19 protein-coding genes, 1 tRNA gene and 1 pseudogene are annotated in these 25,229 nt (G+C 72.3%); 11 read left to right on the top strand and 10 right to left on the bottom strand.

Annotated features, from left to right (window positions below):
* Positions 1-277: 277 nt before the first annotated feature.
* A complete protein-coding gene (locus ACIQGZ_RS18445) occupies positions 278-997 on the top strand; it encodes an SDR family NAD(P)-dependent oxidoreductase (protein WP_402602964.1) in 720 nt (239 codons plus the stop codon).
* Positions 998-1,021: 24 nt separating this feature from the next.
* On the opposite strand, the gene ACIQGZ_RS18440 is transcribed toward ACIQGZ_RS18445, so the two are convergent.
* From ACIQGZ_RS18440 to ACIQGZ_RS18430, 3 genes are all read right to left on the bottom strand, one after another.
* The gene (locus tag ACIQGZ_RS18440) at positions 1,022-3,340 is read right to left on the bottom strand and encodes a heavy metal translocating P-type ATPase (RefSeq protein ID WP_402602963.1); all 2,319 of its coding nucleotides are present in this window, start codon (positions 3,338-3,340) and stop codon (positions 1,022-1,024) included.
* A gap of 74 nt (positions 3,341-3,414) precedes the next feature.
* The gene (locus tag ACIQGZ_RS18435) at positions 3,415-3,630 is read right to left on the bottom strand and encodes a heavy-metal-associated domain-containing protein (RefSeq protein ID WP_402602962.1); all 216 of its coding nucleotides are present in this window, start codon (positions 3,628-3,630) and stop codon (positions 3,415-3,417) included.
* Positions 3,631-3,947: 317 nt separating this feature from the next.
* Positions 3,948-4,736 carry an SGNH/GDSL hydrolase family protein gene (locus ACIQGZ_RS18430; protein ID WP_402602961.1) on the bottom strand — a complete coding sequence of 263 codons (789 nt, stop codon included), beginning with the start codon at positions 4,734-4,736 and terminating at the stop codon, positions 3,948-3,950.
* A 171-nt stretch (positions 4,737-4,907) separates the two neighbouring features.
* Here ACIQGZ_RS18430 and ACIQGZ_RS18425 point away from each other — a divergent pair, with 171 nt between their 5' ends.
* Complete coding sequence (locus tag ACIQGZ_RS18425; RefSeq protein WP_402602960.1) at positions 4,908-5,414, top strand: GNAT family N-acetyltransferase; 507 nt, start codon at positions 4,908-4,910, stop codon at positions 5,412-5,414.
* A gap of 28 nt (positions 5,415-5,442) precedes the next feature.
* Here ACIQGZ_RS18425 and ACIQGZ_RS18420 read toward each other — a convergent pair whose 3' ends face one another.
* Entirely contained in the window at positions 5,443-7,158 is a 1,716-nt protein-coding gene (locus tag ACIQGZ_RS18420) for a bifunctional 3'-5' exonuclease/DNA polymerase (RefSeq protein ID WP_402602959.1), read from the bottom strand.
* A 159-nt stretch (positions 7,159-7,317) separates the two neighbouring features.
* Between ACIQGZ_RS18420 and ACIQGZ_RS18415 the strand changes: the two are divergent.
* The 4 genes and pseudogenes from ACIQGZ_RS18415 to ACIQGZ_RS18400 all read left to right on the top strand — a co-directional run.
* Positions 7,318-7,809 (top strand): annotated as a pseudogene (locus ACIQGZ_RS18415) (DUF309 domain-containing protein); the annotation flags it as partial.
* Positions 7,810-8,326: 517 nt separating this feature from the next.
* Positions 8,327-10,357 carry a M3 family metallopeptidase gene (locus ACIQGZ_RS18410; RefSeq protein WP_402602958.1) on the top strand — a complete coding sequence of 677 codons (2,031 nt, stop codon included), beginning with the start codon at positions 8,327-8,329 and terminating at the stop codon, positions 10,355-10,357.
* A 283-nt stretch (positions 10,358-10,640) separates the two neighbouring features.
* On the top strand, positions 10,641-12,863 hold the full coding sequence (locus tag ACIQGZ_RS18405; RefSeq protein ID WP_402602957.1) for an endo-1,4-beta-xylanase: 2,223 nt from the start codon (positions 10,641-10,643) through the stop codon (positions 12,861-12,863).
* A gap of 75 nt (positions 12,864-12,938) precedes the next feature.
* Positions 12,939-13,358: a hypothetical protein gene (locus tag ACIQGZ_RS18400; RefSeq protein ID WP_402602956.1), complete on the top strand. Its 420-nt coding sequence runs from the start codon at positions 12,939-12,941 to the stop codon at positions 13,356-13,358.
* A gap of 335 nt (positions 13,359-13,693) precedes the next feature.
* Here ACIQGZ_RS18400 and ACIQGZ_RS18395 read toward each other — a convergent pair.
* Positions 13,694-13,766, bottom strand: a tRNA-Arg gene (locus ACIQGZ_RS18395).
* A gap of 565 nt (positions 13,767-14,331) precedes the next feature.
* On the opposite strand from ACIQGZ_RS18395, the gene ACIQGZ_RS18390 reads away from it, so the two are divergent.
* From ACIQGZ_RS18390 to ACIQGZ_RS18370, 5 genes are all read left to right on the top strand, one after another.
* The gene (locus ACIQGZ_RS18390) at positions 14,332-14,787 is read left to right on the top strand and encodes a single-stranded DNA-binding protein (protein ID WP_402602955.1); all 456 of its coding nucleotides are present in this window, start codon (positions 14,332-14,334) and stop codon (positions 14,785-14,787) included.
* A gap of 304 nt (positions 14,788-15,091) precedes the next feature.
* Positions 15,092-16,657, top strand: a complete 1,566-nt coding sequence (locus ACIQGZ_RS18385) for a Cys-Gln thioester bond-forming surface protein (protein ID WP_402602954.1) — start codon at positions 15,092-15,094, stop codon at positions 16,655-16,657.
* A gap of 150 nt (positions 16,658-16,807) precedes the next feature.
* On the top strand, positions 16,808-18,472 hold the full coding sequence (gene ettA, locus ACIQGZ_RS18380) for an energy-dependent translational throttle protein EttA (RefSeq protein ID WP_402602952.1): 1,665 nt from the start codon (positions 16,808-16,810) through the stop codon (positions 18,470-18,472).
* Positions 18,473-18,605: 133 nt separating this feature from the next.
* Entirely contained in the window at positions 18,606-19,127 is a 522-nt protein-coding gene (locus tag ACIQGZ_RS18375) for an acyl-CoA thioesterase (protein WP_402602951.1), read from the top strand.
* A gap of 14 nt (positions 19,128-19,141) precedes the next feature.
* Positions 19,142-19,912 carry a hypothetical protein gene (locus tag ACIQGZ_RS18370; protein WP_402602950.1) on the top strand — a complete coding sequence of 257 codons (771 nt, stop codon included), beginning with the start codon at positions 19,142-19,144 and terminating at the stop codon, positions 19,910-19,912.
* Between the two features lie 65 nt (positions 19,913-19,977).
* On the opposite strand, the gene ACIQGZ_RS18365 is transcribed toward ACIQGZ_RS18370, so the two are convergent.
* The 5 genes from ACIQGZ_RS18365 to ACIQGZ_RS18345 form a co-directional block, all read right to left on the bottom strand.
* Complete coding sequence (locus ACIQGZ_RS18365) at positions 19,978-20,391, bottom strand: globin (protein WP_402602949.1); 414 nt, start codon at positions 20,389-20,391, stop codon at positions 19,978-19,980.
* Positions 20,392-20,495: 104 nt separating this feature from the next.
* Positions 20,496-21,533, bottom strand: coding sequence for an ABC transporter permease (locus ACIQGZ_RS18360; RefSeq protein ID WP_402602947.1), 1,038 nt, complete (start codon positions 21,531-21,533; stop codon positions 20,496-20,498).
* Between the two features lie 128 nt (positions 21,534-21,661).
* Positions 21,662-22,579: an ATP-binding cassette domain-containing protein gene (locus tag ACIQGZ_RS18355; RefSeq protein WP_402602946.1), complete on the bottom strand. Its 918-nt coding sequence runs from the start codon at positions 22,577-22,579 to the stop codon at positions 21,662-21,664.
* Between the two features lie 394 nt (positions 22,580-22,973).
* Positions 22,974-23,813, bottom strand: coding sequence for an FHA domain-containing protein (locus ACIQGZ_RS18350; protein ID WP_402602945.1), 840 nt, complete (start codon positions 23,811-23,813; stop codon positions 22,974-22,976).
* 79 nt (positions 23,814-23,892) lie between these two features.
* Positions 23,893-25,218 carry a VWA domain-containing protein gene (locus ACIQGZ_RS18345; RefSeq protein ID WP_402602944.1) on the bottom strand — a complete coding sequence of 442 codons (1,326 nt, stop codon included), beginning with the start codon at positions 25,216-25,218 and terminating at the stop codon, positions 23,893-23,895.
* Positions 25,219-25,229 lie beyond the last annotated feature (11 nt).

The following is a 25,229-nucleotide window of genomic DNA, read 5'->3' as shown; positions in this document are numbered from 1 at the left end:
AAGGCGGTCCGGTCCGGGGTCCGCCGGAACCCCGTAGGCGGCATGGTCGGGCGTACCCGCTCGGCCGCCGCACTCTAAAGGTATGACGCCGCAGCCCCCTCGATGTCGCCGGACCGCCGTGTGAGATAGCTCTCCTGCCGCGCCCGGTTCGGCCCGGACGACCGCCCCCGCCGTCAGCACTGCTCACCCTCCGTGATAGTAATCAGCCGATTCCGCCACCACGGCCCCGGCGGGCTGTGGACCGGCCCAGGGGGACCAGCAGTACAGGGAGGGACGCATGGCCAGGAACGTCGTCGTCACCGGTGGCGGCACGGGCATCGGCCGCGCGGTGGCCCGCCGCTTCGCCGACGCGGGCGAGCGGGTCGTCATCGTCGGCCGCCGCCGCGAGGTGCTGCTGCGCACGGCGGCGGAACTCGGGCCCGACGTCACCCCGCTGGTCTGCGACCTGGCCGACCCCGACGCCGTACTGGCCGCCCTCGGCGCGCTGCCCGCCCGGATCGACGTCCTGGTGAACAACGCCGGCAGCCGGGAGACCGCCCCCGGCGCCGGGCCGCACGCCCTGCTCGCCCGCTGGCGCGGCGACTTCGAGCGCAATGTGATGACCGCCGTGCTGCTCACCGAGTCCGTCCGGGACCGGCTCACCCCCTGCGAGGGCCGGGTGGTCACGGTCAGCTCCATCGCGGCGCTGCGGGGCGCCGGCTCGTACGGCGCGGCCAAGGCGGCCCTGCACGCCTGGAACCACTTCCTGGCCGCCCAGCTCGGGCCCTCCGGGATCACCGCCAACATCGTCGCGCCGGGGACGGTCGCCGGTACGGAGTTCTTCGGCCCCCGGCTGGACGAGGCGGAGGTGTCCCGGCGGGCCGGCCGCACCCTGCTGGGCCGGATCGGCGCCCCCGGTGACGTCGCCGCGGCGGTGTACTTCCTCGCCTCGCCGGAGGCCGGCTACATCACCGGGGAGATCCTCAACTGCAACGGCGGGGAGCTGCTGGGCCGCTGAACCGCTCCCGCCGGTCGGCCCGGGTCAGTCGGCCTGGGCGTGGAAGCGGCGCAGCCGCAGGCTGTTGCTGACCACGAAGACCGAGGAGAAGGCCATCGCCGCTCCGGCGATCACCGGGTTGAGCAGCCCGGCGGCGGCCACCGGGACGGCGGCCACGTTGTAGGCGAAGGCCCAGAAGAGGTTCCCCCGGATGACGGCCAGGGTGCGGCGGGCCAGCCGGATGGCGTCCGCAGCGGTCCGCAGGTCGCCCCGGACCAGGGTGAGGTCGCCGGCCTCGATGGCGGCGTCGGTGCCGGTGCCCATGGCCAGCCCCAGATCGGCCTGGGCGAGCGCGGCGGCGTCATTGACGCCGTCACCGACCATGGCCACCGAGCGGCCCTGCTCCTGGAGGCGGCGTACGGTGGCGACCTTGTCCTCCGGCAGCACCTCGGCGATCACCTCGTCGATGCCGACCTCGGCGGCGACGCTCTGCGCGACGGCCCGGTTGTCGCCGGTCAGCAGCACCGGGGTCAGCCCGAGGGCGCGCAGCTCGCGGACGGCGGCGGCGCTGCCGGGCTTGACGGTGTCGGCCACCTCCAGCAGGGCGCGGACCTGGCCGTCCCAGCCGACGGTGATCGCGGTGCGCCCGGCCTGCTCGGCCCGCTGCCCGGCGCGGGCCAGCGACTCCGGCAGCGGCCGGCCCGGGTAGGCGTCCAGCAGCAGCCGGGTGCGGCCGGCGAGGACGGCGTGGCCGTCCACCGTGCCCCGTACGCCCCGGCCGGGGAGGTTCTCGAAGCCCTCGACGGCCGCGAGGTCACCGGTGCGCTCGGCGGCGGCGGAGGCGACGGCGCGGGCGATGGGGTGCTCGGAGGCGTGCTCCAGGGCACCGGCCAGCCGCAGCGCCTGCTGCTCGGTGGTGCCGTCGGCGGTGTGCACGGCGACCAGGGCCATCCGGCCGGTGGTGACGGTCCCGGTCTTGTCCAGGACGACGGTGTCCACCGTACGGGTGGTCTCCAGCACCTCCGGGCCCTTGATCAGGATGCCCAGCTGGGCGCCGCGTCCGGTGCCCACCATCAGCGCGGTGGGGGTGGCCAGGCCCAGGGCGCAGGGGCAGGCGATGATCAGTACGGCGACGGCGGCGGTGAACGCCTCCGCCGGGTTGCCGGTGGCCAGCAGCCAGCCGGCCAGGGTGCCCAGCGCGATCAGGATGACCACGGGGACGAAGACGGCGGAGATCCGGTCAGCCAGCCGCTGGGCGGCGGCCTTGCCGTTCTGCGCGTCCTCCACCAGCCGGGCCATCCGAGCCAGCTGGGTGTCGGCGCCGACCCGGGTGGCCTCGACCACCAGGCGGCCGCCCGCGTTGAGGGTCGCCCCGGTCACCGGCGTGCCGGGACCGACCTCGACGGGTACGGACTCGCCAGTGAGCATCGAGGCGTCGACCGCCGAGGTGCCCTCCAGCACGGTGCCATCGGTGGCGATCTTCTCCCCGGGGCGGACCACGAAATGGTCGCCCACGGCCAGCGCGGCGACCGGGACGCGTACCTCGCGCCCGTCGCGCAGTACGGCGACCTCCTTGGCGCCCAGCTCCATCAGTGCCCGCAGGGCGGCCCCGGCGCGGCGCTTGGAGCGGGTCTCGATGAAGCGGCCGAGCAGGATCAGGGTGGTGACCGCCGCTGCGGTCTCCAGATAGAGGGTGGAGGAGGCATCCGGTGCGCCGACCGAGAGGCTGAAGCGGTGCCGCATCCCGGGCATGCCCGCGTCGCCGAGGAAGAGTGCCCAGACGGACCAGCCGAACGCGGCGAGGGTGCCGACGGATATCAGGGTGTCCATGGTGGCGGCGCGGTGCCGCAGATTGACGGCGGCGGCCCGGTGGAACGGCCAGCCGCCGTAGGCGACGACCGGGCCGGTCAGCGCGAAGGCCAGCCACTGCCAGTTGTCGAACTGGAATGCGGGGACCATCGACAGCAGCACCACCGGCACCGTCAGCACCAGGCTCACCAGCAGCCGCTGCCGCAGCGGATCGGCGGGCTCCCCGATCCCGGTCTGCCCGCCCCCGGTCTGCCCGCCCCCGGTCTGCCCGCCCCCGGTCTGCTCGGAGCCGAGCTGGGTGGGGGTGGGCTGGGCGGGCGCGGGCAGTTCGGCGGTGTAGCCGGTCCGCTCCACGGTGGCTATCAGATCGGCCACCTGCACCCCGGGAGCGAAGTCCACCCGGGCCCGCTCGGTGGCGAAGTTGACGGTGGCCCGTACGCCGTCCAGCCGGTTGAGCTTCTTCTCTATGCGGGCCGCACAGGAGGCGCAGGTCATGCCGCCGATGGCCAGCTCCACCCGGTCCTGCTGCTGCTCGGCGGATGCGGTGATCGTCATGGTCCTCTCCCTGGGGGGTCGGTTCCGAGGGGGCGCGGGGATGGGTCTCCGCGCCCCCTCGGCGGGCGGTGCGGTCAGGCCCGGCCGACCAGCTCGTAGCCGGCCTCGTCCACGGCGGCGCGCAGCGCGCTCTCGTCCAGCGGCTGCTCGGACGAGACGGTGACCGTGCCGGCCTTGGCGTCAGCGGCCACATCGGTGACGCCGGGGAGGGCCGACACCTCTTCGCTGATCGACTTCTCGCAGTGGCCGCAGCTCATGCCGGTGACGGTGAAGACGGCGGTGGTGGACATCTCGCGGACCTCCTGGGGTTGGCGTTCTCCGGTGGTAGCACCATACCCCCCTGGGGTATTCCTCAGGGAGGTGCCCCGGTAGGGATCGAGTGGTGCCGACGAGGCCGAGAGTAGTGAGATCGAACGGGTTTGCCCGGTTTGACGGTAACCGGCGGGTCGGCGCGCAGCAGGTCCGGGGACGGCGAAGCGGCCTGCGGAGCGGAGATCGGTCTCCGGCCCGTAGGCCGCTTCGGGGCCTGCTCGGTATCTGGTGCTGCCTGCTGTCCGGTGCTGCCCGCTGCCGGGTCCTGCCCACTGTCGGCTCGGCCGGGCGGGCCTCAGAGCGGCAGCAGGTCCGGCCGCTTGGGCTCGACGTTGTCCCCCGAGGACTCCCCGCGCAGCCGCCGGCCGACCCAGGGCACCAGGTGCTCCCGCGCCCACTGGATGTTCTCCCGCCGCAGCTCCGCCGGGCTGTGCCACGCGGCCGGCGGCCAGGCCGCCTCCGGGTCCTGCTCCACCGGCAGCCCCAGCACCTGCGCGGCGCGCAGCGCCACTCGCTGATGACCCTCCGGCGACAGGTGCAGCCGGTCCTCGCTCCAGGCCCGGCGGTCCTGCACGGACCGCAGCGACCACAGGTCGAGCACCGCGCAGCCGTTGCGGTCGGCGATGGCCCGCAGATGGGCGTTGTACGTCGCGATCTTGCCGCGCAGCCGCCGCAGCACCGGCATGTCCCGGGTGTCGAAGCCGGTGCAGATCAGCACCGTGCGCGCGGCGGTGCGCAGCTGCCGCACCGCCGCCTCGAAGGTCTCGGCGGTGACGTCCGGGTCGCTGCCGGGCCGCAGTACGTCATTGCCCCCGGCACAGAAGCTGACCAGGTCGGGCCGCAGCTCCAGCACCCGGGGCACCTGCTCCTCGACGATCTGGTCGATCAGCCTGCCGCGCACCGCCAGATTGGCGTAGCGGAAGTCGCCCGGGGCGGCGGAACCGGCGGCCAGCAGCCCGGCCAGCCGGTCGGCCCAGCCGTAGAAGCCCTCGCCGCCGGGCAGCGGGTCGTTCAGGCCCTCCGTGAAGCTGTCCCCGATGGCCGCGTATGACGCGATGGTGAAGTTCTCCGAATGATCAGGCACGGCCACCCATCCTGAACCCGGTGACGTGACCTACGCCACCGTAGGGAGGGGTTGACGGGCCGTGACATCCACCACTATGCAAACCGGGAATAAGCCGCCTGCCCGCCCCGGAGTGCCACCGCCCGGCAAACCGGTTGCCCCGCTCCCCGGCCCGGACCGCAGAATGTCCCGGTGGACATCGCACCCGCCGGGGAAGACCTGCACCGGACCGTCACCGTGACACCCGTCAACGGCCCGGTGGCGGCCGACCTGCTGCGCCGGTACTACACCGAGATCGTCGGCCGCTACCACGGCCGGACGGTGAGCGCGCGGGAGGTCGACGCCGTGCTCGCGGAGGAGACCAGCGACGACCTCGCCCCGCCGACCGGTGCCTTCCTGGTGGCCCGGCACGGCGGCGAGCCGGTCGGCTGCGTCGGCGTACGGTTGCTGACGGCGCGGATCGCGGAGCTGACTCGGCTGTACGTCGACCCGGCGGCACGGGGCACCGGCACCGCCGGTCGGCTGCTCGCGGCGGCCGAGCGGACCGCACGCGACCTGGGGCGGGACACCATGCGGCTGGACACCCGGCGCGACCTGGTGGAGGCCCGCGCCCTGTACGCCCGGCACGGCTACGCCGAGATCCCGCCGTACAACGACTCCCCGTATGCCGACCACTGGTTCCAGAAGGCACTGGGCTGACCGCCCGCCCGCTGCCCCGGGCGGCGGCCTACTTGGCGTCGGCATAGCACTCCACCACATGCGCCTCCAGCGGCATCCGGACCGGGGTGGCACCGAAGACCAGGTGACGGGCCTCCTCCCCGGCCTCGGCCACCGCCGCCGCCGCCGCGTCGGCGTACTGGGTGGGCACATGCACCACCACCTCGTCGTGCTGGAAGAACACCAGGTGCGGCCGCCCGCCGGTGGCGTCCGGGCCGATCTCGGCGAGCCGCCGCCGCAGCGCGGCCAGCAGTGCCAGCGCCCAGTCGGCGGCGCTGGCCTGGATGACGAAGTTGCGGGTGAAGCGGCCCCGGGCGCGGGCCGCCCGCACCGCCCGGTCGCCGTCCGAGCCGCCGTCGTCCTCGGCGCCCGCGCCCGCTGCCCCTGCTCCCGCGAGATCCTGCCAGCCGGCGGACGGCGGTGGGCAGGTGCGGCCCAGATGGGAGCGGACCACCCCGCCCTCCTCACCGGTGCGGGCGGCCGCCTCCACATACGCCATGGCGGTGGGGAAGCGCCGCCGCAGCACGGCCAGCAGCGGCCCGACCTCGCCGCTGGTCTGCCCGTACATGGCGCCCAGCATCCCCAGCTTGGCCCGCGCCCGGTCACCGCCGAAGGCCAGCGCGGCCAGCGCCTCGTACAGATCGCCCTGCGCGGCGGCCCGCGCCAGCCCCGCGTCGCCCGACAGCGCGGCGAGGACCCGGGGCTCCAGCTGGGCCGCGTCCGCCACCACCAGCGACCAGCCGGGGTCCGCGACCACGGCGCCGCGCAGCATCCGGGGGATCTGCAGCGCGCCGCCGCCCCGGCTCGCCCAGCGGCCGGAGACCACCCCGCCGACCACGTACTCCGGCCGGAACCGCCCGCCGCGCGCCCAGCTCTCCTGCCATGCCCAGCCGTGGGCGGTGTGGATGCGGGACAGCTCCTTGTAACGGAGCATCAGCGCGGCCGCCGGATGGTCGACCTGCTGGAGCACCCAGGAGCGGGTGGACGGCAGGCTGAAGCCCTGCTCGGCGAAGGCCCGGAGCACCTGCACATGCGAGTCGGGATTGAACGGGCGGCCGCCGAACGCCTGCTGCAACTCGGCCGCCACCTCGGCCAGCAGCTGTGGCTGGACGCCCGCCGGGGGCCGGGGGCCGAGCAGCCCGGTGAGCAGCTCGTCGTGGACGTCCGCGCGCCAGGGCAGCCCCTCGTACGCCATCTCGGCGGCGGCCAGTGCCCCGGCCGACTCGGCGGCGGCCAGCAGCCGCATCCGGTCCGGATGCTCGGCGGCGGCGATCCTGCGCTGCTGGTCCGCGTGCACCTCGACCACGGCCCGCAGCGGATCGGTGCCGGCCGGCAGCTGGAGCCGGTCGGGCTGGAACAGTGTCGGCTGGTCGTCCGGCAGGGCGCTCTCGCGGCGGTCCTCGGGGACGGCGAGGCCGTGCAGCCGCGCCCAGGCGGCGCCCAGCGAGCGCGGGTGCCCGTAGTGGCCCTCGTGGGCGAGGAGCAGCGGCTCGACCAGCGCCAGGTCATGGCAGCGGGCGGCGCGCAGCGGCAGCAGCCGGGGGTAGAGGGCATCCGTCGACGCCCAGACCCAGCGCGGCCGCTCCCGCGCCTCGGCGGCGGCGACCGACGCGGCGAGGTCGGCCGTGCGCTCCGGCGGCCCGGCGGGCGAGCCGTCGTCGGCCAGCCGCTGGAACCGCCCGCCGGGGCCGTCCGGGTCGGCCACCAGCGCGATTCGGGTTGCCATCCGGTCCTCACCTCCGTCCATGGCCGTGCCTGCCACGGTCCGATTCCCGACAGTAGCCGCAAGGTCCGACAGAGCAGCAAGGTCCGACAGAGCAGCAAGGTCCGACGGAGCCGCAAGGTCCGACAGCGGGCCGCCGCAGGCCGGGTGCACAATCGACGCATGAGCGACGGTGGCGATGCGGCGTGCTGGCTCGACCAGGTGTGCGACGACTGCGGGCGGCTCCGGGAGGACCGCCACGCGGCCGTCTGCGAGCACTGCGGCGCCACCGTCCAGGGTCCTGAACCGGCCGGGCCGCCGCGTGCCGAGCGGGGGCGCGACCGGGACGCGCAGGGACGGGCGCGCAACGCCCGGCCCCGGGACGGCCTGGGGCGCCCGCTGCCGTACGGCGCGGACGGTGTCCAGCGGCAGCCGGAAGGGGTGCCGAGGACGCCGCAGCAGACCCTGGCGGAGGCCCAGCGGCTGCTGGACGCCGGGATGCCGTTCCACGCCCACGAGGTGTTCGAGGACGCCTGGAAGGCAGCGGCCGAACCCGAACGTGGCCTGTGGCGCGGCCTCGCCCAGCTGGCCGTGGGCCTGACCCACGCCGCGCGCGGCAACCCCACGGGCGCGGTGGCGCTGCTCGGCCGGGCAGCGGCAGCCATCGCCCCGTACGCCACCGACCCGCAGACCACCGACCCGCAGTCGGCTGACCCGCACGCCACCGACCCGCAGACCACCGACCCGCAGTCGGCTGACCCGCACGCCACCGACTCGCAGTCGGCTGACCCGTACGCCACCGACCCGCAGTCGGCTGACCCGCACGCCACCGACCCGCACGCCGACTCCGCCCCGTACGGCATCGCCACGGCGGCGCTGGCCGACTGGGCACGGCAGACATCGGCCACCCTGGCAGCGGGCACCGACCCCGGGACGGCCCTGGTGCCGCCCCGGCTACTGGGATAGCGCAAGGGCCGGCCGGTGGCGGCCCCGGCAATCGCGTCGGGGCCGCCCGACCCCTGCCACCGTCAAGAGGACGGCCCAGCCGTAAAGGTTCCAAAGCCGAAGCGGAAACCATCGGCCTGGCGGTACGTCACCTGCGGTACGACGACGCCGGGGACTCCCGAAGCCGGTCGAGCTGCCGAGAGATCCCCGTGCCCCGCCTCCCGTACCCCGGCGTAGGGTCGACTCGGTGACGCACAATCCCTTCTTCAGCCCCAGCACCCTGCCGTACGAACTGCCGCCGTTCGCCGACATCCGCGACGAGCACTACCAGCCGGCGTTCGAGCGCGGCATGGCCGAGCAACTGGCCGAGATCGAGGCCATCGCGGCCGCCACCGAACCCCCGACCTTCGAGAACACCGTGGTGGCGCTGGAACGCTCCGGCACCCTGCTGCGCCGGGTGGAGTCCGCCTTCTTCAACCAGGTGGCCGCCGACACCCGCCCGGTCCTCCAGGCCGTCGAGGCGGAGATCAGCCCCCGGCTCGCCGCCCACGACGACGCGATCCACCTCGACCGCGCGCTGTTCGACCGCATCGAGACGCTGTACCGGGCCCGCGCCGACCTCGGGCTGGACGCCGAGTCCCTGCGGCTGCTGGAGCGCTACCACAGCCGCTTCGTACGGGCGGGGGCCCAGCTGCCGGCCGCCGACCAGCAGCGGCTGCGTACCCTCAACGAGCAGCTGGCGGCCGCCGAGTCCGCCTTCGAGCAGAACCTCTTCGCCGACACCCGGGCCGCCGCCCTGGTCCTCGACAGCCCCGAGGAGCTGGCCGGGCTGTCGGCGGATGCGATCGCGTCCGCCGCCGAGAACGGCAGGGCACTGGGCCACGACGGCTCCTATGTGATCAGCCTGAAGAACTTCTCCAACCAGACCGAACTGGCCGCCCTGGACGACCGCGAGGTCCGGCGCCGGCTGCTGGAGGCATCGCTCGGCCGCGGCCTGCGCAGCAACCGCGAACCGGTGGTGCGGATGGCCCGACTGCGGGCCGAGCGGGCCGCACTGCTCGGCTTCGCCAGCCACGCGGCGTACGAGGTCGCGGACCAGACGGCCGGTGACACCGCCGCCGTCGCCCGGCTGCTGGAACGGCTGGTGCCGCCCGCCGTCGCCAACGCCGCCCGGGAGGCGGAGTCACTGGCCGCCGAGGCCGGGCGCAGCGGCGGCGACGAGCAGGTGCGGGCCTGGGACTGGGCGTACTGGTCGGAGAAGGTGCGCAAGGCCGAGTACGACGTCGACGCGGCGTCGATGCGCCCGTACTTCGTCCTCGACCGGGTGCTGCGCGACGGCGCCTTCTTCGCCGCCGGGCAGCTCTACGGCCTGACCTTCACCGAGCGGCCCGACCTGGTCGGCTACCACCCCGATGTGCGGGTCTTCGAGGTGTTCGAGGAGGACGGCACCCCGCTGGGCCTCTTCCTCGGTGACTACCACGCCCGGGAGTCCAAGCGCGGCGGCGCCTGGATGAACGAGCTGGTGTCGCAGTCCGGGTTGGTGGGGCGGCGCCCGGTGGTGGTGAACAACCTCAACATCGCCAAGCCGGCGCCGGGCGAGCCCGCGCTGCTGACCTTCGACGAGGTGACGACCCTCTTCCACGAGTTCGGCCACGCCCTGCACGGCCTGCTCTCCTCGGTGCGCTACCCCTTCTTCTCCGGCACCCGGGTGCCGCGCGACTTCGTGGAGTACCCCTCGCAGGTCAACGAGATGTGGGCGGTCTGGCCCGAGGTGCTGGCCAACTACGCCCGGCACCACCTCACCGGCGAGCCGATGCCCGCCCGGCTGGTGGAGCGGATGGCGGCGGCGGAGCGGTTCGGCGAGGGCTTCCGGATGGTGGAGGTGCTGGCCGCCGCCCTGCTGGACTGGGCCTGGCACACCCTGCCGGCCGGGGCCGAGCCCGGTGACGTGGAGGAGTTCGAGGCGGCGGCGCTGGCGGCGGCCGGAGTCGCGGTGCCGGCCATCCCGCCCCGCTACCGCTCCACCTACTTCGCGCACATCTTCACCGGGCAGTACGCCGCCGGGTACTACTCCTACCTCTGGAGCGAGGTGCTGGACGCCGACACCGTCGAGTGGTTCAAGGAGAACGGCGGGATGCGGCGCGAGAACGGCGACGCCTTCCGCCGCGCGCTGCTCTCCCGGGGCGGCAGCGTCGACTCGCTCGCGGCCTTCCGCGCCTTCCGGGGCCGCGACCCGGAGATCCAGCCGCTGCTGACCCGGCGCGGTCTGACCGGCTGACGCCGTCCGACCCCGTCCCATCTCCGTCCGATCTCCGTTCGTGCCGGGGCGCGCCCGCCGGTGCCCCGGCACGGACGCCGCCGCTCGGCGTTGCCACTGGCATGCCCCGATCCCTAGGATCAGTGACCGTCACCGCCCTTGCGGCCCGTGCCCGGAATCCGGCGCGGGGACACCGCGGCTCGTCCCTCTCTGGTACGCCAGGCCCATGCCGGCGTCCGTCCGGCAGCCCCGGTGCCCACAGCCGCCGGTGGTCTGCGTGCGTTCACAGACAAGGATCTGACGCATGCCCGTGCAACGTCCCAGAGCCGCCCTGCTCGCGGTCCTCTGCCTCAGCCTGGTCGCGGCGCTCTGCCTGGCGCTCTCGGCCACGGCCCCTCCGGCCCGCGCCGCCGGTACCCCGGTGGTCGACCTCACCGGCGACTTCGAGTCCGGGATCGGCCAGTGGGCCCCCCGAGGGTCCGAGACCGTGACCGACTCCACCGCCGTCGCCCACCAGGGCACCCACAGCCTCGCGGTGACCGACCGCACCGACAGCTGGCAGGGCCCGTCGCTGAGCCTGCTCGGCACCATGCGGCAGGGCACCGCCTACACCCTCGCGGTCTGGGTGCGGCTCGCCGCCGACTCGCCCGACACACCGGTGCGGCTCTCCGTCGAGCGGCAGTGGCAGGGCACCGCCAACTACGAAACCGTGGCCTCCGGCACCACCGCCACCAGCAACGGCTGGGTGCAGCTCAGCGGCAGCTACACGCTGGCTGCGGACGCGGACGTGCTCAAGGTGTACGTGGAGTCGGTGAGCGGCACCCCGTCGTTCTACATCGACGACTTCAGCATGACCCACCTGCCCGCCGTACCCGTCCAGCAGGACATTCCGGCGCTCAAGGACGCGCTGGCCGCCGACTTCACGGTCGGCGCCGCGGTCACCCGCGCGGAGATCGTCGGTGACCACGCCGACCTGCTCAAGAAGCACTTCGGCTCCATCACCCCGGGCAACGCCATGAAGTGGGACGCCACCGAGCCGACCGAGGGCGCCTTCAACTTCACCGACTCGGACGCCATCGTCGACTTCGCCACCGCCAACGGCATCAAGGTCCGCGGCCACACGCTCGCCTGGTACAACCAGACGCCGGACTGGGTGTTCAAGGACGCCGACGGCAACACCATGACCGCCACCCCGGCGAACAAGGCGCTGCTGCTGTCCCGGCTGGAGAACCACATCACCGCCGTGGTCGGCAGGTACAAGGGCAAGATCTACGCCTGGGACGTGGCCAACGAGGTCATCGACGAGAGCCAGTCCGACGGCCTGCGGCGCAGCCTGTGGTACCAGATCACCGGGACCGACTTCATCGCGGACGCCTTCCGTACCGCGCACGCCGTCGACCCGAGCGCCGAACTGTGCATCAACGACTACAACACCACCGTGCCCGCCCGGCGTGACGCGCTGTACAACCTGGTGAGCACCCTGAAGGCGCAGGGCGTGCCGATCGACTGCATCGGACACCAGATGCACAGCAACATCCAGTGGCCGTCCGCCTCGGACACCAAGGCGGCCATCGAGAAGTTCGCCCAGCTCGGCGTGGACCAGCAGATCACCGAGATGGACGTCAGCATCTACACCGACGACACCTCCAGCTACGCCAGTGTGCCGGCCGCCGCGCTGACCCAGCAGGCCACCGAGTACCAGACGCTGTTCGACGTGTACCGCAGCCACAGCGCCGACATCAGCTCGGTCACCCTCTGGGGCCTGGCCGACGACAACACCTGGCTGGACTCCTTCCCGATCAACCGGCTGGACGCGCCGCTGCTCTTCGACCGGGAGCTGCAGGCCAAGGCGGCGTACTGGTCGATCGTCGGGCAGCCGACCACCCCGCCGACCACCACCCCGCCGACGACCGTTCCGCCGACCACCCTGCCGCCCATCGACCCGCCGGAACCCGCGGCGCCGACCGGACTGACGGTGACCGGGACGACCGCCGACAGCGTCTCGCTGAGCTGGACCGCACCCATGGTCGGCGCCCCCGTGACCGGCTACGACATCTACCGGGGCAGCACCAGGGTGGGGGGTACGACCACCACCTCGTACATCGACACCGGCCTCACCGCCGGCACCACGTACAGCTACACCGTGCGGTCCCATGACGCGGCGGGCAACCCGTCCCTGCCGTCCGCCGCCGTCACCGCCACCACCAAGAGCGGCAGCAGCACCGGCGGCTGCACCGCGTCCTACCACGTCGACAGTGACTGGGGTGCGGGCTTCACCGCCACCGTGACGGTCGGCAACACCGGCAGCGCCGCCATCACCTCCTGGAAGGTCGGCTGGAGCTGGGCCGGCAACCAGAAGATCACCAACGCCTGGAACGCCAACGCCACCCAGACCGGCACCTCGGTCACCGCCACGTCCATGAGCTACAACGGAGTCGTGGCACCCGGCGCCAACACCACCTTCGGCTTCCAGGGCACCAACACCGGCGCCAACACCGCCCCCACCCTGACCTGCACCGCAGGCTGACCCGTACCCTCACCCGCCCCTGCCGGGCCGACCCGGTTGTCCTATGATCACCGCATCGGCCCGGCAGGAGGCGTCATGGATCTACCCGTCAGAGCGCTTCTGATCCTGACCCGCAACCAGCTCATCCCGCTGGCCTACCGCCTGCGCGCCGACCGCCGGGCCCGCGTGTACGCCGCCGATCGCCCGGTCGCCATCCCCTGCCGCCTGGACGCCGAATCCCGGGCCGGACTGCTCGCCGACCACAAGGACGGCCGCCTCACCCTCAGCCGCCCCGGCGCACCCCTGCTGTTCACCCCCGAGGGCGGCGCTCCCGCGACCGAGATCCCGTCCGGCGGCACGATCGTCCTGGTCACGGGCTGCCAACCGACCAGACTCGCCTCCCACGTCGACCGCGTGGTCACCCGCTACGAGGCCCGGCGCCGCCACGAGTTCTGGATCGAAACCACCGCCTTCGACGCCCCCCTCCTCCACCGCGCCCTCACCCCGGCCCCCTGACCCACCGCACCCGCGAGCCCGCCGCTCAGGCGTACGGAACCGGAGCTTCAGCACACCCGCTATCCGGCGCGTATTCCCGGGCACGGCACCTGTCCCTCGGCGGCCCGTCTCCTGCTCCCGCTCAGCTACCTGGCAATTGTGACGGGACTGATGGCGCCGACATCCCCCAGCTGCGGCACGGGGCGCAGGACGTATCCGGGTGCGGTGCCGTCGGTGAAGACGGGAAAGAACAGCCACGACGGGCCCATGGGACAGCCCGCTTTGGCGAGGCACTTGCTGTGCGAATCGGCCATCGCGCGGGCTGTGCAGCGATTTAGCAGGTCAGACGCTGTTTGCGCCCCCGGCAGGACTCGAACCTGCGACCAAGTGCTTAGAAGGCACCTGCTCTATCCGCTGAGCTACGGGGGCCTGACAGGCCCGGACGGGGCTGCCGTGGACGACGCGGTTGCGGCGTGTGGAAGCGGCGGCCGGCCCCGGGTGCGGTGTGGGGTGCGTGGGGCAAGCCGTTGTCCTGTCTGGGACAGGATAAGGGTGTCCGGGTTTTCTCCCATGTGTTCCACCGGTGCGCCGTCGCGGTCGGTGCTGGTGAAGCGGTCCGATAATCGCAGGTGGGGCCCGTGGGCGCACCGGTATTGCCGGGCGTCGGGCTGGACGTTGTGCACTCGTTACGGCGCTGTCGCCTCACCCGTTATGGATCCGGTGGGTATCGGGAGGAGGTGTCCCTTTTCGTCCGACCGGGGGATCGGGGCGGGTCGGAGGGCGGCACTCGTTCGGGGTGAGGGGCGGAGATTACGCCCGAATAATTGTCATGAACGCAGCTGAAGTGTCAACTCGGTGATTTGAATCGTCTTCCCCGGAGTGAATGCCGTTTTCCACAGGCGGGGGTTATCCACAGGTTCGGGGGGACGGCTGGCGGGGTCGATCGAGGTCGGGGCAGTCTCACGGCAACGCAACCAACGACGGGGGAGTGCTCGTGAACGAGACCCTGGTGACGATCGTCGGCAACGCCGCGACCGATGTCCGTTACTCGACCACGGCGGCGGGAGTGCCGCTCGCCAGCTTCCGGCTGGCCTCCACCGAGCGGCGCTTCGACCGGCAGCGGGGGGCCTGGGTGGACGGTGAAACCAGTTTTGTGACGGTATGGGCCTGGCGCTGGATGGCCGAAAACGTCGTCAGTTCGGTGGGCAAGGGCGACCCGCTGGTGGTGACGGGCAAGTTGCGGGTGCGCGACCGGGAGCAGGACGGGAAGCGCGTCGTCACGGTCGACATCGACGCCTGGGCGCTGGGGCACGATCTGGCGCGCGGCACTTCGGCCTTCCGCCGGGCGGTGCGGGCCAGGCCGGAGCTGGTGGAGCAGCAGCCCTCGTGGGAGCGTACGGCGGTCGGTGGCGAGGCGATGCCGACGGAGCGGGTGCCCGCTCCCGTGTAGAGCTCATGTGCTGTTGCGCGGCGTAAATCGCGGGCAGGGCGTGAAGATGAAGGGCGTTCTGACGTGCGACTTTGCTGACTTGTCGACAGTTCGTCCGCATCTTGGTCCATTTGATAACGATGTGGAAACGAGTCTGTCCTGGTTTGGTACAGAGGTTTGGTGGGGCCTGGCGGTCAATAGGATGCCTCAGGTCAGGGAGGCGCCGCGTTGTTCGGGGGCGTGGCAATTACAGCGGCGCGTCATCGTGTGCGGCCGCTCGGAGGAGTCACCTATGTTCCGTGTTCGCGGGCGGGTAATACCCCGCATGTCTGCTGTCATGCTCGCGTCGGGCATGATGGTGGGCGGAAGCTTCGCCGCCGCCGGGTCTGCGATGGCCGACCCTGGTCAGGGCGGTGACGGTGCGACGGCAACGCTGCAGTCGGGCGTCTTCGGCGGGTCGATCCAGATCGATCACGGGGATGTCGTCACCGGCGGCCTCTTCACGCTGAAGACCAATCAGGGTGAGATCAAGACCTACTGCATCGACTTCGGCCACAAGACCAAGGCAAAGGCGCAGTACCAGGAGACCGGCTGGGATTCCACCTCGCTGGCCACCAATCCCGACGCCGGCAAGATCAAGTGGATTCTCGAGAACTCGTACCCGACGCAGAGCGACCTGACCAAGCTCGCCACGGCCGCGGGCATCTCGGGCGGCAAGTTCACCGAGCAGGACGCCGCAGCGGGCACCCAGGCCGCCATCTGGCACTTCTCGGACCGTAAGAACGCCAAGCCGGTCGACAACGAGGCGCTCCAACTCAGCAAGTACCTGGTCAAGAACGCGGTCGACGCCGCGGAGCCCCAGCCGTCGCTGTCGCTGTCGCCGTCCGCCGTCTCCGGCAAGAGCGGCGACCGGCTCGGCCCGGTCACCGTCAGCAGCACCACCACCGCCCAGCTCCAGCTCGACGGCGACTCCGCCCAGGCTGGCGTCACGCTGGTCGACAAGGACGGCAACAGCCTGAGCGAGGCGTCCAACGGCAGCGACATCTACTTCCAGGTGCCGAAGGGTCTGGCCCCCGGTACCGCGACGGTGACTGCGGACGCCGTCACCGAGGTGCCGATCGGCCGTGCCTTCACCAGCCTCGGCTACACCCCCGAGGACCACAGCCAGACCATGATCCTGGCCGGCTCCGGCAAGATCGAGGTCAAGTCCACCGCGACCGCCAACTGGGCCAAGAAGGGCCCCATCGCGGCTGCCAGTGCCGAGGTCGACTGCGTCCACGGCCAGGTCGTCGTGACCATCACCAACAGCGGTGACGACGACTTCGTCGGCACCGTGGGCGACCAGAGCGTCACCGTGAAGCCGGGCGAGTCGCAGGACGTCGCGGTGCAGGTCGCCGAGGACGCGGCGTACTCGATTGAGGTCAAGGGGAGCAACGACTTCTCGGAGACCTTCGCGGGTGTGCTCGACTGCCAGGTGGAGAGCACCGTCGGCGGTTCCACCGGCGGCGACACCACGGGCGGTGACACCGGCACCACCGGTGGCGACAGCACGGGTGGCGACACCACCACCGGCGGCGACACCACGACCGGTGGGGACACCGCCACCGGCGGCGACACCACCGGTGGGGACACCACGGGCGGTGACACCACCGGCGGTACCCCGAGCGCCTCGCCCAGCGACACCGTCAGCGGCGGCTCCACCGGTGGCGACACCGGCACCGCCGGTACCAGTGGGGACAGCACCACCGGCGCCACGACCGGCGGCGGCCTGGCCGACACCGGCAGCAGCAGCGCCACCCCGGTGATCGCGGGTGCCGCCGTGGCGCTCGTGGTGATCGGCGGCGGGGTTGTCTTTTTCCTCCGCAAGCGCCGCTCGACCCCGTCCGCCTGATCCAGGCGCCGTAGTCGAAGCAGCAGCACACCGGACCCGGTCCCCGTTCACGGGGGCCGGGTCCCGGCGTGTGGGGCGCCCCTCCCCGGTGCGGCACAATGGAGGGTCGTAAGCCCGTAAGCCATTCCCGACGACGCCGGAGCGATTTCCTTGGCAGAGTTCATCTACACCATGCGCAAGGTGCGGAAGGCGCACGGCGACAAGGTCCTCCTTGACGACGTGACCCTCAGCTTCCTGCCTGGAGCGAAGATCGGAGTCGTGGGTCCCAACGGCGCCGGCAAGTCCACGGTGCTGAAGATGATGGCGGGTCTGGAGCACCCCTCCAACGGAGACGCCTTCCTCTCGCCCGGCTACACCGTCGGCATGCTCCTCCAGGAGCCCCCGCTCGACGAGTCCAAGACCGTGCTGGAGAACGTCCAGGACGGGGTGAAGGACGTCAAGGCCAAGCTCGACCGGTTCAACGAGATCGCCGAGCTGATGGCCACCGACTACTCCGACGAGCTGCTCAACGAGATGGGCGTGCTCCAGGAGCAGCTGGACCACGCCAACGCCTGGGACCTCGACGCCCAGCTCGAACAGGCCATGGACGCCCTGGGCTGCCCCCCCGGCGACTGGCCGGTCACCACCCTCTCCGGTGGTGAGCGCCGCCGGGTGGCGCTGTGCAAGCTGCTGCTGGAGGCCCCCGACCTGCTGCTGCTGGACGAGCCCACCAACCACCTGGACGCCGAGTCCGTACTGTGGCTGGAGCAGCACCTGGCCAAGTACGCCGGTACCGTCGTCGCCGTCACCCACGACCGGTACTTCCTGGACAATGTCGCGGAGTGGATTCTCGAGCTCGACCGCGGTCGTGCCATCGGCTACGAGGGCAACTACTCCACCTACCTGGAGTCCAAGGCGGCCCGGCTGAAGGTCGAGGGTCAGAAGGACGCCAAGCGCGCCAAGCGGCTCAAGGAAGAGCTGGAGTGGGTCCGCTCCAACGCCAAGGGCCGCCAGGCCAAGTCCAAGGCCCGCCTCGCCCGCTACGAGGAGATGGCGGCCGAGGCCGACAAGATGCGGAAGCTGGACTTCGAGGAGATCCAGATCCCGCCGGGCCCGCGCCTGGGCGGCATCGTGGTCGAGGTCAACCACCTCTCCAAGGCGTTCGGCGACAAGGTGCTCATCGACGACCTGTCGTTCACCCTGCCGCGCAACGGCATCGTCGGCGTGATCGGCCCCAACGGCGCCGGCAAGACCACGCTGTTCAAGATGATCACCGGCGAGGAGACCCCGGACTCCGGCGAGATCAAGGTCGGCGAGACCGTCCAGATCTCGTACGTCGACCAGAACCGCGGCGGCATCGACCCCAAGAAGACCCTCTGGGCCGTGGTCTCCGACGAGCTCGACTACATCAACGTCGGCCAGGTCGAGATGCCCTCGCGCGCCTATGTGTCCGCGTTCGGCTTCAAGGGGCCGGACCAGCAGAAGCCGGCCGGGGTGCTCTCCGGCGGCGAGCGCAACCGCCTCAACCTGGCGCTCACCCTCAAGCAGGGCGGCAACCTGCTGCTCCTCGACGAGCCGACCAACGACCTCGACGTGGAGACCCTCTCCTCGCTGGAGAACGCGCTGCTGGAGTTCCCCGGCTGCGCCGTGGTGGTCTCCCACGACCGCTGGTTCCTGGACCGGGTCGCCACCCACATCCTCGCCTACGAGGGCGAGAGCAAGTGGTTCTGGTTCGAGGGCAACTTCGAGTCCTACGAGAAGAACAAGGTCGACCGGCTCGGCGCCGAGGCCGCCCGGCCGCACCGCGCCACCTACAAGAAGCTCACCCGCGGCTGATCCCGCAGGCGAGCAGACGGACGCCGGCCGGTGGCCCCGCCCCTCGGGGCGGGGTGCCGCGCCGGCGCCGGTGGGTCGGCACCGGCCGCCGGAACCGGGTACGCCCGAGAGCAAGAACGAGGAGAGCACCCCCGTGGCACGCCACATCTACTCCTGCCCGCTGCGCTGGTCCGACATGGACGCCTTCGGCCATGTGAACAACGTGGTCTTCCTGCGCTATCTGGAGGAGGCCCGGGTGGACTTCATGTTCACCCAGGCTGCCGAGGCCGGTGCCGGGGAGTTCGCGGGCGGCTCGGTGGTGGCCCGCCACGAGATCGACTACCTCAAGCCGCTGGTCCACCGGCCCACACCGGTCACCATCGAGACCTGGGTCACCCGGCTCGGCGCCGCCTCGCTCACGGTCAGCTACCTGGTCAAGGACCGTGGCGAGGACGGCCGCGAGACCGTGTACGCGCGCGCCTCCACCGTGATCGTCCCCTATGACCTGGCGGCCGGCCGCCCCCGCCGGATCACTCCGGTGGAGCGGGCGTTCCTCAGCCGCTTCATGGACCAGCCCGACGACATGGACCAGCCCGACGACGCCGACCAGGTGCTCGGTGCGGTCGGTGCGGCCCGCAACGAAGAGGCCGAACGGATCGAAGGGGCAGTGGTCTGAACACCGCGCCCGCCATGACCACGCTCCAGCTCGCGGACCAGGGCGAGGCCGCCGACCTGGCGGCCTTCCTCGCCCGGCTGCTCCGCTACGACCGGGCCGCCGCCGTCCGGCTCCAGGCTGCCCCGGCTCCGGGTGCCCCCGCCGCTGCCGCTGAGCCCGCCGCCGCCGAGTCCATGGCCGCCGAGTCCACGGCCGCTGAGCCCGTCGGGTCTGCCGAGCCCGCAGCGGGGGTGCTGGCGGTCTTCGGCCGACTGCCGCTGGGCAGTGCCGGGGCGGTCGTCGTACGCACCGCCCGGCTCGCCGGCCTGGGAGAGCGGCTGGACGCGACCGTCTCGGCCGGGCAGCTGCTGGAAGCCCTGGACGAGCCGGCGGCCGCGCTGCGCGTCCCGCCCACCGTCACCGGCCCCGCCTGGGCCGGGCTGCTGCCGCCCCGTACCGGCTGGCGGCGCCTCGCCTCGCCCGCCGCCGCCCCGGTGGCCGCCGCCGTGGCCCAGGCGGTCGCCGAGTTCCGTGCCCGCAGCGAGGCGCTGAAGTCGGGCAGCCGTACCCGCGCCGCGCTGGACGCGCTGGCCGACGAGATCTGGTCCCGACCGCTGGAGGCGGCCCCGGCCGTCCCGCTGCGGGCCGCACACGCCGCCCAGGTGCTCGGCTTCATCCGTCCGGGCACCGGGCTCGCGGTCTTCGCGGCGGGCGGCTGGCTGCGGCTCAGCGCACCGCACGGGTCGGTCGCCCTGCGCAGCTCGGCCGCTCCCGGGAGCGGCCTCGGGCTGACGCCGATCGGCTGAGCGGCCGGGAGGACGGCTGGGGCGGACGGCTGGGGCTGGTGGCGCAGGCTGGCGGCGGGGGCCGCTCAGGCCGGGTCGTCCAAGGTGTTGATCATGGAGGCGGCGGCGTAGGTGAGGTAGTCCCACAGCTGGCGCTCCAGGTCGGGGCGGAGCTCTGCCTCGTCCAGGGCGGTACGCATATGGCGCAGCCACGCGTCATGGGCGGCCCGGTCCACCCGGAACGGCACATGCCGCATCCGCAGCCGGGGGTGGCCGCGCCGGTCGCTGTAGGTGCGGGGGCCGCCCCAGTACTGCATCAGGAAGAGAGCGAAGCGCTCCTCGGCCGGGCCGAGGTCCTCCTCCGGGTACATGGGCCGGAGCAGCGGGTCCTCCGCCACCCCCTGGTAGAAGCGGTGCACCAGGCGGCGGAAGGTCTCCTCGCCGCCGACGGCGTCGAAGAACGTCTCCTCTTCGGCGGGTCCTCGTCCGATCTCTGTCACCCCACCATGGTCGCAGAAGCCACGGGCGGGCCGGGAGGGGACTCCTCCCCTGCCGGCCCGCCCGGTCGGTGCGCGGCTCCCGCCGGGCCATCCGTGGCCGGTGGCTACGCCTCGTCCCAGCTGAAGAAGCGCCAGGCGATGGCGGTCACCACGGCCGCGAACAGCAGCAGGCCGCCCATGGTGGGCAGCGCGTCGCCCAGGCCGCCGCCCCGGGTGAGCACGCTCTGCACGGAGCTCACCAGGTAGCGCAGCGGCATCACGTCGGAGATGGTGCGCAGCCACTTCGGGGCGTCGTCCAGCGAGAAGAACGACCCGGAGAGGAACGACATCGGCAGCACGATGATCTGCGCCATGCCGTTCGCCGCCTCCTCGGTCTTGGCCACCGCGCCGACCAGCAGGCCGATCGACATGAAGGCGATGGTTCCGCAGATCACCAGCGGGATCACCAGCCACCAGTTGCCGGTCAGCTTCAGCCCGAAGTAGGGCAGGGTGGCCACCACCACGAAGATCGTGGTCTGGAGGAGGGAGGTCAGCATGCTGACCCCCACCCGGGAGGCGACGATGGCGCCCGCGCTCACCGGGGCGAGCCGGAGTCGGCGCAGGATGCGCTTCCTGCGCCAGGAGACCAGGGTCAGTGCGGCGCTGAAGACGGCACCGGTGGCGAGGGCCCAGCCGAGCAGTCCCGGGGTGAAGAACTGGATCGGCTTGATCGACTCGTCCTCGACCTGGACCGCCTTCAGGGTGTACGCCGGGGGCTTGCCGGTGGCCTCCTGGTTGGCCTGCTGGACGAGCGAGTTGACGATGCCCTGTACGGTCCCGGAGCGCACCTGGTCGGCGGCGCTGAAGTGCAGCACCACGGTGCCGTCGGCGCCCTGCTCGATCAGCGCGTCCAGGTCGCCCTTGCGGACCTTGCCGAGCGCGTCGGCCTCGTCGGGCTCCCGGGAGACGGTGAGGACCTGTGCCAGGTCCTCTCTGGCCTTGCCCTGTACGGAGTCCAGCACCTTCACGGCGCCGACCTGGCCGACCTTGGCGTGGGGGGTGCTGACGCTCTTGAAGAGCGCGCCGAAGATCAGCAGGAACATCAGCGGGAAGATGATCACGAAGAAGAGCGCCGCGCGGTCCCGCAGGAAGGTGACGATCATGACCCGGGACAGGCTGCGGAAGGCTTGTACGCCGCCTCCGGTCACTCGGGTCGGAGTGGGTGGGGCCGGGGCCGGGGCCGGGGTGGTGGTTGGGGTGGTTGGGGTGGGGGTGGTGGGCTCGAGGTTGGTCACGCCCGGTACTCCCGTCCGGTCAGGTGGAGGAAGACGTCCTCCAGCGTGGCGCCGCGCACCTCCAGGCCGCGCAGTGCGCCCTGCTCGGCGAGTACGGACAGGACGGGGGCGGGCTGGTGGGTCGCCACGGAGAGCGACACGCCGTCGTCCTCGACCGAGGCGACCTCGGCTCCGGCGGTGGCCAGCAGGTCCCGTACGACGGATGCCTCGACCACGCCGGACTCGACGGTGATCCGGGTCGTCTGGTCCAGTTCGCGGACCAGGGCGGCCGGGGTGCCCGTCTTCAGGACCTTGCCGTGGTCCATGACGGAGACGCGATCGCAGAGGATTTCGGCCTCGTCCAGGTAGTGGGTGGTGAGGATGACGGTGCGGCCCTCGGCGTTGATGTCGCGCAGCAGGTCCCAGAGGTTGCGGCGCGCCTGGGGGTCGAGACCGGTGGTGGGCTCGTCCAGGAACACCAGCTCCGGGTTGTGGACCAGGGCACAGGCGATGGAGAGGCGCTGGGCCTGGCCGCCGGAGAGCTTCTCGGCCCGTACGCCGCCGAGGTCGGACAGGCCGACCCGGTCCAGCATGGCGTCGGCCGGCTTGGTACCGACGCCGTAGAGGGAGGCGAAGGTGTGGATGGTCTCGCGGGCTGTCAGGCGGTCGAAAAACGCGGATGCCTGGAACTGGACGCCGATGCGGGGCAGCAGGTGCGCGTTGCGCGGCCAGGGGTTCATGCCCAGCAGTTCGACGTGGCCCTCGTCGGCCTCGCGGATGCCCTCCAGGATCTCCAGGGTGGTCGTCTTGCCGGCCCCGTTCGGCCCCAGGATGCCGTAGAACTCGCCCGTCTCGACGGTCAGGGTGACGCCGTCGACCGCTTGGATGTCCCCGTACCGCTTTCGGATTCCGTCGGCGGTTATCGCAGCTTTCATGTAGCAACACCCTAGGGACGGGAGGGCTCTGGGGGGAGCTCGTTTTTGCAACGGGCCCGGGGTTCTGCGGGGGCGTGGTGGGGGTGGGTGGGGGTGTGTGGGTGTCGGCCGGTCCGGGGTGGGGGTCCCGGGCGTCCGGTCTTGTCGGCCCGCCGACCGCGAGGAACGAGTGGTCGGCGCTCCGACGTCGATCCATGGGCCCCTCCTCGCCGAAGGCGGGCAAGGAGGGAGGGTGCCCGGGACCCCCACCCCTCCCCGTCCGCCACCCTTCCGCCCGGAGGGGGGGAGGGAGGTCCGTGCGTGGTGGCTGTTGGTGGGCTGGGGCGGGTTGGTGGGGGGAGGAGGAAGGTTTGAGTGGGGTTGGGGTGGGTCGGTTGGTGCGGGTTGGTGGGGGTCAGGAGCAGTGGATGGTGATGGTGGTCCAGGCGCCGACGTGGATGCGGTCGCCGTCCTTGAGGGGGATGGCGGTGTGCGGGGCGATGGTGTCGGGGGCGCCGTTGACGGTGGTGCCGTTAGTGGAGTCCTGGTCGACCACGATCCAGTTGCCGTCCGGCTGCTCCTGGAGCAGGGCGTGCTGGTGCGAGGCGCCCGGGTCCTCCGGGGGGACGGAGAGGTCGATCTCGGGGACGGTGCCGCGGTGGTGGCTGCGGCGGCCGATCCGGAGCTGGCCGCGCCCGGTCATGGGGATGCGGCGCTCGGGGCAGTACGGCGGGAAGTACAGCCCCTGGGCCTCGGGGCCGCTGCGGGACATCATCTGCGTGAAGTACTCCCGGTCGGCGCTGACGACCGCCACCCAGGTGGCCCGGCTGGGCGGAGGCTCCGGGCTCTGCGGGGGCTGCGGCACGGGCGGGGTGAGCCGGAAGTCGGTGTCATAGCCGCCGTAGGAGGGAGCGGGCTGCGGCGATGATTGGTGTGGTACGTCCTGGTTCGGGGGGTAGTTGCCGAACAGGTCGGGGCTGGGCTGCGGCGGGTAGTTGTAGCTCTGCTGCTGAGGCGGCTGGGGCGGGTAGCCGTAGCCCTGCTGCTGCCGGGGGGCCTCGGCCGGGGGGCGGTGGGCGCCGGGGAGGTCGTAATCGTAGCCGCACTCCTCGCAGTATCTGCCGGTCTGCGGGGTGCGGCAGATCGGGCAGTTGGCCAGGCCGCCGGTGGCCTCGGGGTCGGCGAACGGCGGAGGAGCCATGCCCTGGGCGGGCCGGGCGCCGTACGTCCCGGGGGCGCCCGATGGCGGTGCCATCGGGAAGCCGCAGACGTCGCACCAGTCCTCCGCCTGCGAGTCGTGACCTCTCGGGCAGATCGGCATCAGAGCCCCCCAACTACTTCTTCACGCGTACGGTCTTCGTGGAGCGGGTTTCGAGGGTCATCTCGTCGGCCTCGCTCACATGCTTGCGGAACCGAACGGTACCTTCCTTCGCGTCGACCACGTCCACCACCTTCTGCAGCAGTTTGAAGGTGCCCTCGTTGCCGGACGCCTGGGCGAGCCGAACTGCCTTGCCCAGCTGGGCGGTGGCGAGATCGAGGTCGCCGTCGCGGTGGGCCGCCAGGCCCTGCTGGATGGACTCGGTCAGCTCGGCCTGGCCGGTGTAGTGGGCGACCTGGGGGCTCATTCGGGTGGAGGAGGCCAGGTCGTCGGTCCAGACGGCCTTGGCCAGGCCCTGGGCGAGCACCTCGGTGGAACCGTCGGGCTGGGGGAGCACCAGGCTGATCCGGGCGGCGAGCATCTCGTTGCCGACCGCCGCGGCGGGGACCCGTACGCAGAGGTGGAAGTCGCGGCTCTCGTCGCCCCAGGAGCCGGTGGGGTAGTCGCCGGCCCGGGGCCCGGCCTCGGTGCGGCGGTCGGTGAGGTCGATGACGGTGGGCGCGACCTGCTTGACGAAGACGACGGTGGCGTTCTGCGGCGTCCAGACGCGCAGGCCGACGTCGGCCACCCCCTTGCCCATGGCCGTCTCCATCATGGCGCGGAAGTCGTCGGCCAGGCCGGCGGGGTCGGCGACGATGTCCACGCTGCCGAGGAGGGCGGTGGAGATCCGGCGCAGCTCGGCCACCGTCCAGTCGGTGCCGACGCCTCGGCAGTCGCAGGTGAAGTGCCCGCTGACGGCGTCGAGGGTTTGACCGAGCACCTCCGGCTTCTCGTGCTCGTTGCGGCCGTCGGTGAGCAGGATGCCGTGCCGGATGGAGATGTCGCGGCGGCTGAGGAAGAGGCTGTCGGCCTTGCGCAGCCAGGTGCCGATGGCCGTGCCGCCGCCGGTGGTGAGGCGGCGGAGCGCCTGCTTGGCCGTGGCGCGGGTGCTGTCGTCGGCGACCGCGAGCCGGCCGTCGCCGGGGTAGACCTCGCGGGCCTCGTGGCTGCCGGCGACGACGGCGAAGGCGACGCCGTCGCGCAGGGTGTCGATGGCGGCGGCGGTGGCCTCGCGGGCGGCCCGCATCTTGGTGGGCGGGTAGTCCATGGAGCCCGAACAGTCCACCATGATCACCACGGCGGCGTCCGGTCCGTCGGCCAGCGGGCGGCCGCCGGAGGTGCCGCCGCCGGTGGCGGTCACGGTGGCGATGGCGTTGACTTCGACGGCGCCCTCGGGGAGGTACTCGTTCTGGAAGACCTCCACGGCGAAACTCGGAAGATTGGACTTGGACAGCTTGGCCATCGCCGATGCTC

It is taken from the genome of Streptomyces sp. NPDC092296, from assembly GCF_044755465.1.
In the GTDB taxonomy this organism is placed as follows: domain Bacteria; phylum Actinomycetota; class Actinomycetes; order Streptomycetales; family Streptomycetaceae; genus Peterkaempfera.
The sequence above is the reverse complement of the archived record's forward strand: the minus strand, read 5'-3'. Positions and strand labels throughout refer to the sequence as shown.